The organism is Ihubacter sp. rT4E-8 (genome assembly GCF_049852125.1).
In the GTDB taxonomy this organism is placed as follows: domain Bacteria; phylum Bacillota; class Clostridia; order Peptostreptococcales; family Anaerovoracaceae; genus Senimuribacter.
In genome coordinates this window covers 538,281-555,336 of record NZ_CP187532.1, presented here as the reverse complement: position 1 = coordinate 555,336, position 17,056 = coordinate 538,281, and the positions used below count along the sequence as shown (strand labels likewise).

15 protein-coding genes are annotated in these 17,056 nt (G+C 46.9%); 8 read left to right on the top strand and 7 right to left on the bottom strand.

Features of this window, described 5'->3' with window-relative positions; translation table 11 throughout:
- Positions 1–6: 6 nt before the first annotated feature.
- The 3 genes from ACPW7J_RS02755 to ACPW7J_RS02745 form a co-directional block, all read right to left on the bottom strand.
- A complete protein-coding gene (locus ACPW7J_RS02755; protein WP_425756402.1) occupies positions 7–666 on the bottom strand; it encodes a hypothetical protein in 660 nt (219 codons plus the stop codon).
- Between the two features lie 69 nt (positions 667–735).
- Complete coding sequence (locus ACPW7J_RS02750; protein ID WP_425756401.1) at positions 736–2,133, bottom strand: sensor histidine kinase; 1,398 nt, start codon at positions 2,131–2,133, stop codon at positions 736–738.
- Between the two features lies 1 nt (position 2,134).
- Positions 2,135–2,788, bottom strand: a complete 654-nt coding sequence (locus tag ACPW7J_RS02745) for a response regulator transcription factor (protein WP_425756399.1) — start codon at positions 2,786–2,788, stop codon at positions 2,135–2,137.
- Between the two features lie 725 nt (positions 2,789–3,513).
- Here ACPW7J_RS02745 and ACPW7J_RS02740 point away from each other — a divergent pair.
- The 3 genes from ACPW7J_RS02740 (at position 3,514) to ACPW7J_RS02730 (ending at position 6,719) form a co-directional block, all read left to right on the top strand.
- On the top strand, positions 3,514–4,131 hold the full coding sequence (locus ACPW7J_RS02740) for a TetR/AcrR family transcriptional regulator (RefSeq protein WP_425756397.1): 618 nt from the start codon (positions 3,514–3,516) through the stop codon (positions 4,129–4,131).
- A gap of 180 nt (positions 4,132–4,311) precedes the next feature.
- Positions 4,312–5,352: a serine hydrolase domain-containing protein gene (locus tag ACPW7J_RS02735; RefSeq protein WP_425756395.1), complete on the top strand. Its 1,041-nt coding sequence runs from the start codon at positions 4,312–4,314 to the stop codon at positions 5,350–5,352.
- 2 nt (positions 5,353–5,354) lie between these two features.
- Entirely contained in the window at positions 5,355–6,719 is a 1,365-nt protein-coding gene (locus ACPW7J_RS02730; protein ID WP_425756393.1) for an N-acyl-D-amino-acid deacylase family protein, read from the top strand.
- A gap of 81 nt (positions 6,720–6,800) precedes the next feature.
- On the opposite strand, the gene ACPW7J_RS02725 is transcribed toward ACPW7J_RS02730, so the two are convergent.
- From ACPW7J_RS02725 to ACPW7J_RS02710, 4 genes are all read right to left on the bottom strand, one after another.
- Positions 6,801–7,934 (bottom strand): hypothetical protein, encoded by a 1,134-nt coding sequence (locus tag ACPW7J_RS02725; RefSeq protein WP_424959304.1) that lies wholly within the window; start codon positions 7,932–7,934, stop codon positions 6,801–6,803.
- A gap of 99 nt (positions 7,935–8,033) precedes the next feature.
- Positions 8,034–8,843, bottom strand: coding sequence for a C39 family peptidase (locus ACPW7J_RS02720; protein ID WP_425756392.1), 810 nt, complete (start codon positions 8,841–8,843; stop codon positions 8,034–8,036).
- A 223-nt stretch (positions 8,844–9,066) separates the two neighbouring features.
- On the bottom strand, positions 9,067–10,164 hold the full coding sequence (locus ACPW7J_RS02715; RefSeq protein WP_425756390.1) for an aminotransferase class I/II-fold pyridoxal phosphate-dependent enzyme: 1,098 nt from the start codon (positions 10,162–10,164) through the stop codon (positions 9,067–9,069).
- A 13-nt stretch (positions 10,165–10,177) separates the two neighbouring features.
- On the bottom strand, positions 10,178–10,867 hold the full coding sequence (locus ACPW7J_RS02710) for a transcriptional regulator (RefSeq protein ID WP_161873576.1): 690 nt from the start codon (positions 10,865–10,867) through the stop codon (positions 10,178–10,180).
- A 204-nt stretch (positions 10,868–11,071) separates the two neighbouring features.
- On the opposite strand from ACPW7J_RS02710, the gene allB reads away from it, so the two are divergent.
- The 5 genes from allB to ACPW7J_RS02685 all read left to right on the top strand — a co-directional run bounded on the left by allB (position 11,072) and on the right by ACPW7J_RS02685 (position 16,986).
- The gene (gene allB / locus ACPW7J_RS02705; protein WP_425756387.1) at positions 11,072–12,436 is read left to right on the top strand and encodes an allantoinase AllB; all 1,365 of its coding nucleotides are present in this window, start codon (positions 11,072–11,074) and stop codon (positions 12,434–12,436) included.
- Positions 12,437–13,093 (top strand): aspartate/glutamate racemase family protein, encoded by a 657-nt coding sequence (locus tag ACPW7J_RS02700; protein WP_425756385.1) that lies wholly within the window; start codon positions 12,437–12,439, stop codon positions 13,091–13,093. It abuts the gene before it with no gap.
- Positions 13,090–14,307, top strand: coding sequence for a M20 family metallo-hydrolase (locus ACPW7J_RS02695; RefSeq protein WP_425756384.1), 1,218 nt, complete (start codon positions 13,090–13,092; stop codon positions 14,305–14,307). Before ACPW7J_RS02700 ends, ACPW7J_RS02695 begins: the two co-directional genes overlap by 4 nt.
- 263 nt (positions 14,308–14,570) lie before the next feature.
- A complete protein-coding gene (locus ACPW7J_RS02690) occupies positions 14,571–15,707 on the top strand; it encodes a cytosine permease (protein WP_425757485.1) in 1,137 nt (378 codons plus the stop codon).
- A 61-nt stretch (positions 15,708–15,768) separates the two neighbouring features.
- Complete coding sequence (locus ACPW7J_RS02685; protein ID WP_425756383.1) at positions 15,769–16,986, top strand: helix-turn-helix domain-containing protein; 1,218 nt, start codon at positions 15,769–15,771, stop codon at positions 16,984–16,986.
- Positions 16,987–17,056: the final 70 nt, after the last annotated feature.

Sequence of the window (17,056 nt, the reverse complement as noted above, 5' to 3'; positions counted from 1 at the left end):
TCCTTTTTACTGTTCCATTTCTTTCTGCAGCATTTCCTGCTTCTGCCGCTCTGCCTCCCAGGCTTTTTCCGTCGTCGGCACCCACTTGGTTTTCTCCATCACAAGAGGACTGCCCAGAGACACAACCGATTCCCCGTGACGAACATATTTGCCGCTGAACGCATTGATTTCCACAAGGGTATATAAGGTATAGCTGTACCACGCCCGAATGCCGGGCACACCGTTCTTATCCATGCAGGGCTCCACTTCGCCTATCGCCGCAATCTTTGCTCTGGTTTCGTCATCCAACTCCGTACCAAAAACGGAAGCATACCCTTGCCGATCCCCCCGAAAGACTACCGCCCAAACCGGCTCTCCCGCAGGCGCCGTCTCTGCGATATAGCGAAGCTGAACAGGCTGCGACTGAAATTCCTGGATATCAAATCCCTGTACTGCAAGGGCATCCAAAGCCAGCTTCGTCGCCTCTTTTCCAGAAATCGCATTCATATCAGGCGTTGCCGCTGTGTCGTCTGCATATAACGCCGTCTCATTACCGGGCACAGTCTGCACTGCTGCCTCCACAGGCGCAGACGCCAGAAGGGGCGGCATCACCACAAAGCTGAATGCCAATGCGGCGGCAGCTGCCCATCCTGCAAGGTGCAGTTCTTTCCCGTTTTTCTGTTTCATCCGTTGTTTCCTCCTTTGCCTGTATCCAGCATAGCAGCGCCTTGTTTCCTCTCTGCTACGAAGTTGTTATCAATCCGTAAAATACATCCGCACCCGCGTGCCTTTGCCCGGCGCAGAATCGATCGCAAGCTCCGCGCCATGGAGACGCGCAATCTGCGCCACAATGGAAAGTCCCAGCCCTACGCCGCCAAACTGGCGAGAGCGGGATTTATCTACACGATAAAAAGGCTCGGTAATCTTCTCAATTTCACTTTGCGCCATGCCGCAGCCCCCATCCTGTACCTCTAACACCTGCCCCTTTTCCCGGAATGCCCGCACTGTAATATTGCTTCCCCCATCGGATGCTTTTGCCGCATTTTCCACCAGATTGGTCAGCATGGACAGCAGGAGAATTGCATCGCCGCGGACAAAAGGAATGTCTGCCTGTGCTGTAAGGGAAATGTCCCGTTCCGCTAAAACCTGCCGGGTTCCACTTTCCACATCACGGAAAAGCGCCGCCGTATCGACTTCCTCCATGGCGATTTTTTCTCCGCGCAGATACGCCAGTTCGAGCAGCTTGTCCGACAAATTTTTCAGCCGAAGCGCGCCATCGTAAAGATTTGTGACTGCCATATCCCGTTCCGCCTCACTGCATTTTGCCTGCTGCAAAAATGCCGCATAACCCAAAATGGCTGTCATAGGTGTTTTCATCTCATGGGTCAAATCATCGATAAACTGCTGCCTGTCCTCTGCCGCCTGGGTCAGCTGCGCCATATGCTGCTCCACAGAATCCGCCATTCGATTAAAATTTTTCTCTAAATTTCCAAACTCGTCGTTTCGGTGCAGGGCTACTCGTTTGTCATAAGCGCCGCCTGCAATCTCCGCGGTCATTTGATTCAGCTGGGCGATGGGTCTGTTCATATGCCGAAAGAGCAAATAAATTGCCGCCGCTATAAACGGGACCACCACCAGATTTAAGATGACAAAAATGCGACTGGCATCTTTCCGAAAGACGTCAATCTGACTGACATCCCGGGCGTAAACCAAAGTCAGATGGGGATCGCCGGGCAGTTTGGAGGTTACAAAGACATAACGCTTCCCTCCTGTCACGGCTTCTGCTGTCTTCTTATGCGCTGCGTCAGGCAAGCGCAGCAGGTCTTTGTCAAAACCTGCCAGCTCACCGGCAACCGCCTTTTCACCGTCATACAATCCCAGTAAAACCCCTTGAGGCTGATAATACTCCGTCAGCGGCTTCAGCATAGCAGCCAGCCGTTCTTCGTTTTCCGAAGCGTCGGCGTAAATCGTTTTCAGATTGGCAATGCGATCGGAAACGGAGGTTAAAATGATGCTCTGCTCCCGCATACCGTTTTCCATCTCTCTCTGCTGATGAAAAGAGCAGGCATGGGTCGTCAGGATATAAGCGCCTGCGTCAAATGCAAGTACAAAGATGATCAGTGTCCATAAAAATAATTTCTGCCAGAATTTCATGTTATATCTCCAATCGATATCCGTGTTTATAGATGGTTTTGATGGCGTCTTCCAGATTGAGTTTTTTACGCAGTTTGGTAATGTGGACGTCCACCGTGCGGGTATCTCCAAAATAGTCGTAACCCCACGCCAGATCCAAAAGCTGCTCCCGTGACAGCGCCAGATTGCGGTTTTCAATCAGCACCTCCAGCAGTTCAAATTCCCGGTTGGTCAGCATCGCCTGCTCTCCGTCCACCAAAGCCGTGCGCCGGTCTAAACAGATGGTAGTCTGTCCAATTTGAAAGACCCGCTGCCCGCTGCCTGTCCGCCGCAGTACAGCCCCGACCCGCGCCAGCAATTCCACCGCCTCAAAAGGCTTGGTGATGTAATCGTCCGCACCCAGATTGAGCCCCTTTACCTTATCCGTCGTCCCGTTTTTCGCAGTCAAAAAGATGACCGGCTTGTCCCCGAACACCTTCTGCTCCATCAGGGAAAAGCCATCCCCGCAGGGCAGCATCACATCCAGCAAAACCAAATCCGGCTGCTGCTCTCTAAGAAGCGCCTGCGCCTGCCTGCCGTCAAATGCCTGCCTGCAGGTATGTCCCGCCAGTTTCAGGTTCATCACAATTAAATCATTGATGGACTTTTCGTCCTCTACCACCAAAATATTCGCCATCCTTAAGGCCTCACTTTCCGTTTATGGGTTTAGTATAGCAGAAAAGTGTTAGGAAGTTGTAAAAAAATCGGCTGCGCCAATTTTTTTTCAGCGGTAGACTTTTTTGATATTCCGGAAATATCGAAAAATCGATATTTCCTACATAATAAAAAAGTATGCATGACAGAGCAAACACGAGAAAATTGTCTATTTATAATTTCACTGTAATGCATACCGCACATCGCTGCCGGGTTGGAATCGACTATGCACCATTTTTGCAATATTTGACCGAAATGGTGCACATTTTTATTTTCCGATTTCTCGATGTGCACCAAATTCTTCTGAAATAAGAGGTATGGTGCGTTTTATCGAAATGTCGTAGCCACAGTGGGAGGAATCAGATTATTAATTCAACCATAAAAGGAAATTAAATGCAATTTCTGTAAATTTATATACCATCTCCTTCCAATTTCAATGCGGCTGCAGGATGATGCCCGCCTGTATCTGCACCATTTAGCTATTTTTATTTAAAAATAGTGCGGATACAGACAATGGACGAATTTAAAACGCACCATTTATATTATTTAAGCGCAAAATGGTGCAGATTCTTATGACCGCTGCCTTTTGCAATAGAAGTTTGTTTTCATGCGTTCGATGCGAGAAACTTTCTTCTGCCTACTTGCACAAACTGCCAAAATGTGATACAACAAATTTACAACGTTTTCATAAAGACGAGAGGAGAAACTATGCCAAAGAAAACTTTTTTCAGGCTGCCGCAGGAAAAACAGCAGCGGATTCTAACCGCCGCGGCAGAAGAATTTATCGAATACAAGGACAACTACGAAAAGAGCAGCGTCAAGCGAATTGCAGAGCGGGCGGATATCGCCATCGGCAGCATCTACAAATATTTTTATGATAAAAACGACCTGTTTCTATACCTGTACAGTACCCATAAGCAGGGAGTAGACACCAGCAGCGCATCGGATACTTTCTATGCCTTTTCCCAAAAAGAAAGCGAACTGGAAGACTATCTGACCCCTACCGGCGAAATCCTGGCGGAGATTCTTTTGAACAATCCGCTGCTCCTGCAGGATTTGATTTTCAACCAGCAGGAAGCGATGGAGACATATTTCAAAACCATCCACCCCTACTATCAGAACGACCTGGAAAACGGCGAACTCAGAGAAGGAATCGATGAAGAACTGGCGTCGTATCTGTATACTTCCCTGGAATTTATCGCCTATCACTACTGCCGTAGAAAAGACGTCAACCCCAGCAAAAACGCGTCCATCCACAAAGCCATGGCAGACCTTTTCTTTTTCGGTCTGTACAAAGACGGCAGAAAAGAAAAGTTTCAGAAATAATGCGACCCATTGCAAACCACTGCAGGACCATGAGGCCTGCAGTTTTTTTCTATCCTTTTTTCAAAATCCATTGACAGACAGCCAATTTTGATGTATAACAATGTTAATGATGAACCAGTTCACTTTTTTTTCAAAAACCAACCCGTACAATCACGCTGAACAAGAAGGAGGATTTACCCCATGATAAACAAAACACTGCTGGAGGAACGTCTGGATCAGATCATCAGTCCCGTCATGCATTCGCACACGCCGGGCATGGCGCTGATCATTTCCCGCGGCGAAGAAATTCTCATCCGCAAAACCTACGGCATGGCTGATCTGCAGAAAAACATCCCGGTCACCCTGGACCACCAGTTCGCCATCGCTTCCAACACCAAGCAGTTCACCTGCATGGCAATTATGATGCTAAAAGAGCAAGGGCTCTTGGATTACGACGAACCGATCGCTAAATTCTTCCCGGATTTTCCGGACTACCGCCACCAGATTACGATTCGACATTTAATGAATCATCAGTCCGGTATCCCTGACTATACAGAAGCGCCGGATTGGCTCACAGAACATCGAGAAACGCTCCCCGCCGACATGCTGGAATTTATCAAGTCGCTGGGAGATTTAAACTTTGCGCCGGGTGAGCGTTTTTCTTACTGCAACTCCGGCTATGTCATGCTGGGAAGCATCGTCAGTCAGCTTACCGGCATGCCTTTCGGCACATTTCTGGAACAAAACATCCTCGCTCCGGCAGGCATGGCGCATGCCTGCGCGCCGGACAGCGCCTCCAGGCGTGCCCCTCACCTGGCAGAGGGTTACAATCTGGAAGAAGACGGCAGCTATGTAAAGCAGCCTTATGACATGGCGCTGGTCGGTTATGCCGATGGCAATATCCAGGCGACCGCAGACGATATGCTGGCATGGCATCACTACCTGTACGGCGGCGCACAGAAACTGGTCAAGCCGGAAACTCTGGCAGAAGCCTTAGCCGAACAGTGCGAAACCGATATGGAAGACTGTGCCTACGGCTTCGGACTCATCAAAAGCGAAAACAAAGGTCGCAGAGAAATCTGGCACGGCGGCGGCACCATGGGCTTCTCCTCCAGATGTTCCAGATATATCGACGAAGACCTTTCCATCATCATGCTTACCAACGTGCTCGGACTTCCGAAATATGAGCTGTACCACAAAATCGCGGCGGAAGTATTCGCGCTGCTGGACGAGGAGGAATAACCATGAAAGACTTAAAAATTATCAACGCCAGAATCCCCGATTTTGAAACCGATACCTGGCGCACCGCTGACCTGCTCATCGACCGGGGCGTCATCTGCCAAATCGGTACGGTGACCGAGGACGCAGAAACTACCATTGACGCAGCCGGCAAAGTGGTTTCTCCCGGCTTTATCGACATGCATTCCCACGAGGATCTGATTACAGGCGGTCCCTACCGCAATCTCGCCGCCCTCTGCCAGCTGCGTATGGGCGTTACGACCGCGGTTGCTGGAAACTGCGGAGAAAACTACAACGACCTTGGGGACTTTGTCCGCTATATCAAAGCCTGCGGCAGTCCTGTCAACTATTTGATGTTCGTCGGACAAAACCGATTGCGCCTGCTTTCCGGCGCGGACAATCGCTATGCGCCTTCCACAAAACAGCAGCTGGAAAAGCAAAAGAAGCTGCTGCGGGAATCCCTTGCTTACGGTCCCATCGGACTTTCCTGCGGACTGGAGTACAGCCCTGGCATCACCACAGAAGAAACCATCGATCTGCTCAGTGTATTTTCTGAGGACGGCTATCTCACATCGGTCCATTTCCGGGAGGACGGCGCCGGAAGTCTTGCTTCCATTGATGAGCTGATTACCATCATCAAACAAAGCGGCATTCCGCTGCAGATGTCTCACATCGGCAGCTGCAGCGCTACTGGCTATATGGAGGATGCCATTGCCAGTCTGCGAAACGCCAGAGCCCGCGGCATCGATATCACGTCGGACTGTTATCCCTACGCGGCCTTCTGCACCAGCATCGGCACCACCGTCTTTGATGAAGGATGCTTTGAAAAATGGGATAAAGGCTATGAAGCCATCTTCATCACCGGCGGCGCCTACAAAAATCAGTTCTGCACCAAAGAAATTTTTGAAAAGGTGCGGCGTGAAACACCGGAAATGCCAGTTGTCGCCTTTGTACTCAACGAAGACGAAGTCATCCGCGCCTGCAAAGAGCCCTTTGTCATGATCGGCAGCGACTGCGGTTTTGAAGACGGCAGCGGTCACCCGAGAAGCGCAGGTACATTCCCAAGGGTTCTCGCCCGCTATGTCCGTGAAAAAAACGAATTATCTCTCATTGACGCCCTGCGCAAAATGACCGTGCAGCCTGCAAAGCGGGTGCTGCTGTCAACCAAGGGAGAAATCAAAGAGGGGTTTGACGCGGATCTGGTGATCTTTGACGAAAACACCATTGCGGACAAAGCCGACTTTGAGCATCCGGCGCTGCCGCCGGTGGGCATCGACTATGTCATCGTGGACGGCAAAATCGCGCTGGAATCCGGCGCACTAGCCAATACTGCGGCCGGAGCGTACATCGCCAAAAATGAAAGAAACTAAACCATTCAAAAACTCAAGGACGAAAAACAACAGCTTTCAACCTTGAGTTTTGGTTTTTAATCATCAAAATATATCCTTCAACTATATCAATTTATTCATTTTTATTTTATAATATGAGACATTTTCTCCTTCATACAGAAACTCCGCCACATACGTATTCTCATCTAGAGGAAAAAAACGAATGGCCGGATCGGCTCGACTGTCTGTAGGAAAACCCAGCTCCTTTAGTTCACCATTTTCCAGATTTACCGCATAAGGAATAAAATCCCAGTCAACGCACACACAGGTTTTTCCTGATCCGCCTTTCAGACGGTATAAAATTTCCTTCGTGTCATGCTCCTTCAATTGTCCGCTTTCCAAATCAAGGGTTAACAACCGATAATTACCTGATTCTTCTGTAGATCCGCTCTTTTCAAGAGAGACAGCTACATAGTTACTGTTCATATCAAAAGAGCCGATCCTCCCCTCTATCGTAAATTTACTCTTTATGCCTTCCATATCTCCTACAAAGCAAAGCAACTCCTGTTTCTTCACCGCTAAAAAGCAATATGCCTTTCCATTACTATCGAGGGTTGTTTCCAGTAGTCTGACTTCGCCGGTTGTAAATATGGTTTTTGCCTCCAGTCCCCTGACCCTCTTGATTCCGCATACACAGGATATTGCAGATTCGTCTGTATCAGTCGTATTTTCAAATAGGTATACTGGTGTTTCATCAATGAAAGCTATTTGGGGAATTCGATCATAATTTGTGCATTTCCCACTGTCCAGCACCTTTCTTTCACTGTCACTTATATAAGTTACAAACCATTCATATGCGTCATGCTCCGGAATCTGTTCATATGATGAATATATGATTCCATCCCTGTACGGAATGACATGGTATACATATTCTTCATTTTTTATCTGCATCCTGTCCTTTACCTTCTGCGCTTTTAAATCGTAGACGGCAATATATTCTGTATCAACATAAGGTCCAACAGCTGCATCTGTTCTCACGCCTGATGTAAAAATCAAGGTGTTTCGATTGGCGTAACACAGATGCGTAACCCTGTCCTCATCATGTTCCAAATCATTTATTTCAAGCCTTTCATAAACTGCTTCTCCTTCCGGAGCTGGCTGCTTTCCGCTGTTAAACGTCTCTCCTGACTTGCATGAGAAAAGCAGAATGCATATCATCACCATCAACAGTGCGGCCAAAACTCTTTTTTCTTTCACAATAAACCTCCTTTCTACCCCACCTGAGCAAAAACAAAATTACAGCCAACGCAGAATATATACGCTCTGCATAAGCTGTAATTTTTGTCGCTGATATTCTTATTCTGCCGCAATATAATACCCTGCGTTATCATTTATCGCATTGCTCATTTTTGTGTACGTACAATAGTGTTTTCCATAATGTGCGCTATCATAATGAGGATCAATATAATATACTCTGCTCTCGCTGGAATCATATCCCCTGGCAAGAACATAATGACCTACAGAATATCCGTCATAGCTTGGCAGACGGCCCGTCATTACGTGGCATGGAACTGGTCTTCCCTTATCGATGCTATATACCAGACTACTGCTGAATTTCATTTCGGAGGTGGTTACCTCTCTATAATTTCCTTTAGACCAGTAATTATTTATCCCCTTTCGCATCTGATAGACATACGTGCCGTCAGCCCTGTTAGTTTGCATATAATTGGCCAATGTATCCTGAGAGTACAAATGAAATCCGCCGTAGTAAATTACCATCTGGGCCGTTGCCGGGCCACAATAATATGTTTTTTCCTGCTGATACATCGTCACTTCCAGCAGTCTTCTCGTTGCATTCACACTAACATTATTCTTCAGGTACTCCTCAACTCTTTGCCGCAGTTCGGCAACTTCTTTCTGATTTTTCTCCGTATAGTATCCCGGAGACTGTTCTAGCCGTTTTTTTATAAGCAAATACTCATCGACTCTTTGCTTCAGTTCGGCAACCTCCTTCTGATTTTCATCGGAGTAGTAGTTCGGAGACTGCTCCAGCTGCTTCTGCCGGTATTCATCACTCGTATCGGCGAAAATCGCTCCACAGTTCCATATCAGAACAGCAATAAGCATTATCAGCAAGAAAATACTTTTCAAAAATAGTCGTCTCATACTTCTCCTCCTCCCAATTTACCGATATACAATCAAAGCTATTCATTAAACCTAATTATATTTCTGAATTTTCTTTATTATAACACGTCATTTTTAAATAGTCAATATTTTCATATGTTTTATATCTAAACTATTAAAATTTATTCTTTTTTGAAATGCTATGCCGTTTTGATTCAATATATGATTGTACCCTTTTAAAATGGAATGAGTTTATGAGCCGCTGTCATATTCTGGTTTCCAGCTCCTGCAGCAGCCGGTCGATGTCCTCTGGCTCATGATCGCTGAACACTGCACATCGGATTGCTCCCGCAGGCCCCGCGCCCACATAGGTCGTGTATCCTACAAAAATACCCTTTTCCCATAAATCCTTCTGCAGCGTGATCATGGTTTCGGCGTTGCCAATAGTAAAAGTAGATACAGGAGATTCGGAATCCTCTACCGAAATGCCGAGACTTTTGAGGCCGTCTTTCAGTCTTTTTGTGTTAATACGCAGTTTTTCCAGCATTTCCGGATGAGACTTCACGTAGTTTAAACTTGCTGCAGCCACTGCCTGGCTGGATGCTGTTCCGCCTGTTGAGCCTCTTGCAGCAGACGCGTTTCGCATAGAATCAATTGCTTGCGCCGACCCTGTGGCAATTCCGCCGAAAGCGCAAAAAGCTTTAGCCAGTGAACCGCCGGCAATAACCCGTTCCCGATCCAGTCCATACTTCTCCACTGCGCCGCCGCCCAGGCCTCCTACCGCTCCAAAGGAATGAGACTCATCGACCACCAGCCATCCCCCATAGTCCTTTAACACTGTCTGATATGCATCCAGAGGCGGAATATCTCCAAACGTCGGAAACATACCATCCGTCGCAACCAACGGAATCTGCCCGGGCTGAAGATTTTTGCGCACCACATCTTTTAGATTCGCTGCATCCATATGCTGGAAGGTAAAGACAGGCTTACCTGTCACCACCGCGCCTTCACGCAAACTGAAGTGCGTTTTCTCGTCCAGGAAGATCACGTCATATCGATCAGCAATGCCGTTCAGCGCAATCATGCCAAATAAATATCCCGTTGAAAAATACATAGCGTCCTCTGTGCCAAAAAAATCCTTTGCCGCTTCTATTACCTCTATTTCCGGCTGCTGGGAGAATCCATAATACCGCGAAAGCGGAGCCGTCATACCAAACTGCTCAAGCGCCCTTTCCCCTGCCTCCAACAGAGCAGGCATCTTTGCTAATCCCAGATAACAACAACCGCCAAAGCTGAGTACCTGTCTTCCATCTACCGTAATCCACGCGCCGCTGGCGGACTCTATATTTTTAAACCGTTCCATGATTTCCTCCTTTTCAATCAATACTTGCGATATATCTGTAAACACTCGGTTTCGAGCAATACAGCTTCTCCGCGGCCACAGAAATCGCGCCTTTTCTCGCAAAGAAATCACTTTGTTGCAAAAGGCGTATCACACGCACGCGCGCTTCTTTGTTCAGCGTTTCCGGCGAGATTTCCGTCGTATTCAGCGCCACGGCTATCGCCTCATCAACCATTGCCGCAAGACCGCTGCTGACCACAGACTGTCCATTCTCCTGTCTGATCGGAGACGGCGTCCCAGAAAACGAGTCTCCGATAGAAATATCCAGTACCGAAAACTCCGTAGGATGACACAACGCAAACAGCTTTTCTGTCAAATCCTTATATCGTCGGTCGTCAAAGCTGATACAAAACAATCCTTCCAATTTTCCCTGTTCATTTTTCAAAAACAGTACCGAACTGCGCAAAAGTGTTCCATCCGATGAAATCTCCCGAAAATGCTGTTGCCAGTCCTGGGTTCTCCACAATTCTTTTTCCATAATCTCTTTAAGGGCATGGGTCAATCCCCCGCCTAAGGTCCTTCCAGTAATATGTCCGTTAGCAATGGACGTCACCACCGGTCGCTCATTACTGCAGTCATATAAAACCACCTCGTAGTTAGGCCCCAGCATGTGACACAGAAACTGCACCAACAAAGAATACGTCTTTACCATGTCTGTCTTCATTTGCTTCCTCCCTTTCTATATAAAGTAAATCAAACCTTCTTTCAAAAACAGGATATCACATCGCTTAAAAATTATCAATAAATTTTTATTATAATTTAATAATTTTTTATCAAATTGACAGCATAAAAACCGACACACACAAGTTAAGAAGTTGCATTGCACTAAAAATTCAGATAACTATAATAAAGGCAGGAGGTAGATAAAATGAAGTATGACTTACGAATCAAAAATGGACAGGTTGTAACAGAAGACGGTCTGCAGCGGGTAGACCTGTTCATAAAGGACGGAAAAATCGCGAGGATTGGAACTGCGCTCCAATCTGATACTGCTAACCGTGAGATAGACGCGCAGGATCAATATGTGCTGCCGGGATTTGTAGATCCCCATGTACACCTCAATGATCCCGGCTTAACCAACAGTGAAGATTTCTATACGGGAACCTGCGCCGCGGCTGCAGGAGGTATCACCACAGTGTTAGAACATCCGCTCACTTTTCCCTTACCTGATAACCTTGCAGCTTTTGAAGAAAAAAAGGAAATTGGAAAGCGCAAAGCTATCGTCAATTTTGGACTGTTTGGCGCCTGTTCTGAAAAAAATCAGGAAGAAATGAAAAAAATGATAGAAAGCGGCGCTGTCGCCTTTAAAACCTTTCTGACCTATTCTCCGGAAATACCAAAGCTGGACGACGGTCATCTGATGGATCGTATGAAGTTTCTGGCAGACTACCCTGCTGTGCTGGCAATCCACTGCGAAAACAATGATATCGTGGAATACTGCACCGCGAAGCTGCAGGCGGAAGGTAAGGTGAAACCAGAGGACTATCCCGATGGCAGACCGGAAATCGCCGAACTTGAAGCTGTTTCCAGAATGTGCCTGCTGGCAAAAGAAACAGGCTGTAAAGTCAATATTGCCCACTGCACCATAAAAGACGCCGTGGACATTGTACAGAAAATAAAAAAGCAGGGTGCGGATCTATCCGTAGAAACCTGTCCTCACTTTTTGCTTCTGAACCGTTCTATGCTGCCACAGCTGGGTGTATTCGGTATATGCAATCCTCCGCTTCGCCAGGAGGAACGTGTTGAAGAACTATGGAACTGCATTTTTGACGGAAAAATTGATTGGATTTGCAGCGACCACGCCACCTACACTATTGAAGAAAAGATGGCCGGAAAAGATAATGCATTTCTTGCGCCCGCTGGCGTAACCAGTGTAGAACTCTGCTATCAGCTCTTTTTCAGCGAAGGAGTCATGAATAGAGGCCTGTCTCTGGAGAAATTTGTAGAATTAACCAGTACCAATGCCGCAAAGCGATATCATCTTTATCCTAAAAAAGGAAGAATCGCTGCAGGTGCTGACGCCGATATTGCTATTTTAAATCCGAACCAGGTGTGGACGGTCAAAGACGAAAACCTGAAACAGATGATCAAATGGAGTCCTTATGATGGCATGGAGGTCACCGGAAAGATCACAAGGACCATCGTCAATGGGATAGAAGTTTATAACGGTACAGATATCATCTGTGAAAAGGGCTGCGGTGCATTCATCTCGCCGGAAGAAAGGGTGGATTAAATGAAAATTTTACTGATCAACCCCAATTCCTCTGCTATCGTAACGGAAGCCTTAAGAGCCGCTACAGCGCCTCTGCAGACGGAAAGCTTGCAAATTCAGGTCACCCATTGTGTCGATACACCCAAAGGCATTGTATCTTCCTATGATGAACTGAAAGCGGGTCTCGCCGTGACAGAGCTTTTGATCCGCGAGGAATCAAACTACGACGCCGCCATCATCGGCTGTTTTGCCGACCCAGGCCTTCGCGCCGCCAGAGAACAGCTGGCAAAGCCCGTAACAGGACTTTATGAAAGCAGTAGCATCTTTGCGAAACTCTGCGGCCGCAGATACTCCATTATCGCTTCCGGAGATGAAACGGACATCTCCCCCTGGATCGGCAGCGTGCGGAATCTGGGAGATACAGAGAATCTGGCTTCGATCCGGTATATTGGCTCCACAGTAGAAGCAGCCGTAACAGCTACCGATGAAGAAATCTGTCAGATCATTGATCACTGCAGAAAAAAGGATGGCGCAGACGCAGTCATTCTAGGCTGCGCCGCCTTTGCAGGCAGGGGAAGGCACTTATCAAATGCTACGGGATTTCCCATTATCGACGGCATCGAAGAATCTGTCAAAATCGCTGCCATGATGACAGCTTACAGGAGGACATCACAATGAACCAAGAATTGCAATGGATTGAAAACGCCATAGAAGCCCTTGCCAGGACTGCAGAGAAAGATGGCGTTTATTGGAGAGCTACTTATACTCCCGAGGATCTCAATGGAGTTGCTCTTTTGAAAGAATGGATGGAAAACGCCGGCTTTGAAACATACTTTGATCAGGCAGGAAATCTGTACGGCCGTATAAGAGGAAAATCCGACGCCGTTTTTCTGACAGGATCCCACAGAGACACAGTAGCTGACGGCGGCAAATATGACGGCGCTCTTGGTATTATCACAGCCATTGCCGCAGGCGGCGCATTATATCGCGACTACGGAACGCCTGAAATGACACTGGAGGTCGTCGCCCTCTGTGAGGAGGAGGGAAGCCGATTTTTAAGCGGATACACGGGCAGCCAGGCAATTGTCGGCGCCCTTAGCGACGCAGATTTACAGGAAACTGACAAAAACGGCATTTCCCTCTTACAGGCACTAAAGGTCTGTGGATATTACGACGGCGTCCTGCCGAAGCCGCGTGAAGATGTGAACCAATTCTTAGAACTGCATATTGAGCAGGGAGGCGTGTTAGAATATACAAAACATCAAATCGGCATTGTCACAGCCATCGTTGGACTTTTAGTGGGAGATATCATATTTCACGGGACACAGAATCACGCCGGGACCACGCCCATGGATCTGCGCCGTGACCCCGTTCCTGCAGCCGCAGCTTTTATAGATGAACTGAACCGATGGGCGATGTCCAAGGGAGAAGATCTTGTGTGCACCATTGGAAATGTCACCGTCGAGCCTGGAAAAAGCAACGTTATCGCCAACTGTGTAAAGCTGACCTTTGACATTCGCTCTGGCAGCCAGCCTTTACTCAATGAAGTGAAAGAAAAACTTCAGTCGCTTTTAAACGAATTTGCCACGTATACCCCGGAAATCCATTATGCTCGTCAGGAAAATCCTGTGCTAATGGACGAAGAAGGCATCTGCTGCTTAGAGACATTGGCAGAGATGCAAGGCGCGTCTTTTACACGAATTGCCAGCGGCGCAGGCCATGACTCCCAGATTATCGGACAAAAAATAAAAACCAATATGATCTTTGTACCCAGCAAAAACGGGGTCAGCCATTCACCTGATGAATTTACATCACTACAGGATATTGCCCCGGGATACACACTGATGAAAAATTATATTAAAAAATCCGTATGGCGGAGAAAGGAAAAATAAGATGAATGCACAAAATAAATATGATATACTGGAAATAAAGGATATCGATCAAAAAAGCGGCATGTTGACCGGAAAAGACATCCTTCCATGTCCTTACGATAAGAGAACCGTTACACCAAATAAACTGATTGCGATTTGGTTCGCCATGGCAATTGAAGTCACCATTTTTATGTCGGCGGCACAGCTATACCAGATGATTCCTGCCTGGGAAGTTCTGCTTGCCTGTCTTGTAGGACATTTACTGCTATTCATTATTTTAGGATATCGGCATAAAATACGGAATTCCATTTGCTGTTTCGTTAAGACCGTCCTTTGGATATGCTGGTGCCATTATCATTCCTTATTTCCGAGCTGTTCCCGCCATGTTCTGGTTCGGTTTTCAGACATGGGTAGCCGCATCTGCTATGAACGAAATTATTCATGTAAGCTTCGGTTATGATAATCTGACCCTGTGGATCATCATCGTAGGTTTGATACAGATTTTGCATACAACATTAGGTATCAAAGCAGTAACCAGATTGAGTCAGGTTGCTGTGCCGATGCTGATAGCCGTAGGTCTTTATATTGCCTATGTCGCATTTACCGATTTTGACCTTTCCTTTTCAAAAGTCTGGACTATGTCCGGTTCAACCGAAAAGGAATGCTCTTTCATGTTCGCGGCGCTGAGTTTTACAGGCGGCTGGACAACCATGAGTATTTCGATTATGGATATCACCCGTGACTGTACCATTTCGCCTGAAGAAGTATCTACTCTCGGAAAGGTCACGCGAAAGTATCTGCCATCACAGTTAATCGGTATCATTCCGGCAGTATTATTCTACACCTTCATTGGTATTCTCGGTGTTGTCACAACAGGCTACAGCGATCCAGCTAAAATTCTGGTGGCAATCAACGCAGGAAGAAGTGATGTGGCGCTAATCATCTGTCTGGTATTTATCCTTGTCTCGACTTGGTGCACCAATGATACTGCCAATCTGTTTCCGGCGGCGTACACCATTACCAACACCGCTCCAAAAAAGATTTCTTTCGCAATGGGTGTAGTGATTGCAGGGCTTATCGGTCTGGCAATGCGTCCGTGGTCTGCCGCGGAATCTATGACCAACGTTCTGGTTATCATAGGAAACCTTCTCGCGCCTGTTGCAGGCATCATGATCAGTGACTATTATTTTCTCAGAAAGAGAAAAATCAATGTGGAGGATTTGTACGACTTGAACGGTCAGTACAAATATTTCAAAAATATAAATCCGGCGGCAATCATCTCGCTTGTTGCAACAACAGTCATCTGTTGGAACTTGGGTGACGCGCAATTCTTTGCCAATCTGTTTCTCTCAGGCATTTTGTATATCATTCTGATGAAGACATGGATCGTCAAAAAATATCCGCAGGCGGAAATAAACTGAAATCTCATGTGCAAAAACGTGCTCCCGCCGTCTAATCAGGAGGATGAAAAGGAGGGTCAATATGTTAAACTATCCGGGCATATGCAAATCAGGAATCGCTTCCATCGGTCTGATTCCCTTTCATGTCTGCAAAAATCTAACCCTAATCCATATCGTGTCAGGGCAATTACAGTTTACCACTGTGGCTGGCAGACAAACGCTGCAGGAAGGACAAACAGAGATCCTCAATGTAAAAGAGCCTGTCATGATGGAGGCGACAGGCGCGCCGTGCAGAATTCTCTATTTCTGCTTTGACGATATATTTCTTCTGAACACAGATGTAAATTTTGAGTGGGTCACCTATAACTGCAACATATGCAATTTTTTCTGCGCTACAGCACAAAAAGAGCACATTGACACACTGACGGGGCTCCTGCTCCGGTTCATGGAAAAGGCCAGCAAAGATATGTCCCTTGTCGAAGCAGAGAAAAAAACTGGAGAGATATTACACTATATTATGAAGCATTTCGATGATGTAGGACATGTTTTTTCTGAAAATCCCAAGGAAGATATCAGTAAAGAACGCTTTCAGCGCATCAGCTCCTATATGATCGCCAACGTTACAAACAAAATTTCTCTCCGTGATATCGCGCAGAATGAATACCTGAGCACCCCTTACCTGTCCAAGGAATTCTCTGCAAAGCTGGAAAAAAATTATCATACCATCATCAACTATTACAGAACAATCAACACGGTGATTCAGCTTTTGGATACAGATCATACCCTTACCTATATCGCCGAGACCAGCGGGTTTTCCTCTGTAAGGTACTATAATAAAGTATTTTCCAGCTTTCTTGGCTGCCTGCCGTCAAAGTTTCGTTCACTTTACAAAGGAAAGCCCCAGAATGCTTCGGACGAAACAGTGACGGCCGCGGAACTGCAGGAAATATCTGCTTCCTTTGGAAAACAATCTGTACAAACGAATATTAAAATTTTGCTTCCTCCGGACGGTCAAAAGATTGAGCGATTCACATGTAGAGGGAGCCACAAAGAGGCAAGGCCCTATACTTTCACCTTTGAAGGCGCGCCGAATACGGAAAAAGGCGTGGTTTTATACATTGAAGATGATTTGAGCAGGTCTGTCGAACATATGGCAGCAGACGCAAACCTGCTTCAATCCGCTTATGGGATAAAGCTGCAGGGTCCGCGCAAAGAGGTTCGTCATCTGTCGGCGTCAGAATCAGAAATGCGGGTTGTCCTATGGGGAAAATGGAAAGTGGAACTGTATATCATATGGTAAGCAAACGGCCACGTTTGAAAAACCTGTTAAAAAACGCCGGGATGGCTGAAATCGATCAGCCGTCCCGGCG

Coding starts and splice junctions, on each gene's coding strand:
- ACPW7J_RS02730 (WP_425756393.1), top strand. CDS start 5,355: ATGAAAGACTTAAAAATTATCAACGCCAGAATCCCCGATTTTGAAACC.
- ACPW7J_RS02685 (WP_425756383.1), top strand. CDS start 15,769: ATGTTAAACTATCCGGGCATATGCAAATCAGGAATCGCTTCCATCGGT.
- ACPW7J_RS02750 (WP_425756401.1), bottom strand. CDS start 2,133: ATGAAATTCTGGCAGAAATTATTTTTATGGACACTGATCATCTTTGTA.
- ACPW7J_RS02720 (WP_425756392.1), bottom strand. CDS start 8,843: ATGAGACGACTATTTTTGAAAAGTATTTTCTTGCTGATAATGCTTATT.
- allB (WP_425756387.1), top strand. CDS start 11,072: ATGAAGTATGACTTACGAATCAAAAATGGACAGGTTGTAACAGAAGAC.
- ACPW7J_RS02710 (WP_161873576.1), bottom strand. CDS start 10,867: ATGAAGACAGACATGGTAAAGACGTATTCTTTGTTGGTGCAGTTTCTG.
- ACPW7J_RS02700 (WP_425756385.1), top strand. CDS start 12,437: ATGAAAATTTTACTGATCAACCCCAATTCCTCTGCTATCGTAACGGAA.
- ACPW7J_RS02740 (WP_425756397.1), top strand. CDS start 3,514: ATGCCAAAGAAAACTTTTTTCAGGCTGCCGCAGGAAAAACAGCAGCGG.
- ACPW7J_RS02745 (WP_425756399.1), bottom strand. CDS start 2,788: ATGGCGAATATTTTGGTGGTAGAGGACGAAAAGTCCATCAATGATTTA.
- ACPW7J_RS02755 (WP_425756402.1), bottom strand. CDS start 666: ATGAAACAGAAAAACGGGAAAGAACTGCACCTTGCAGGATGGGCAGCT.
- ACPW7J_RS02735 (WP_425756395.1), top strand. CDS start 4,312: ATGATAAACAAAACACTGCTGGAGGAACGTCTGGATCAGATCATCAGT.
- ACPW7J_RS02715 (WP_425756390.1), bottom strand. CDS start 10,164: ATGGAACGGTTTAAAAATATAGAGTCCGCCAGCGGCGCGTGGATTACG.
- ACPW7J_RS02695 (WP_425756384.1), top strand. CDS start 13,090: ATGAACCAAGAATTGCAATGGATTGAAAACGCCATAGAAGCCCTTGCC.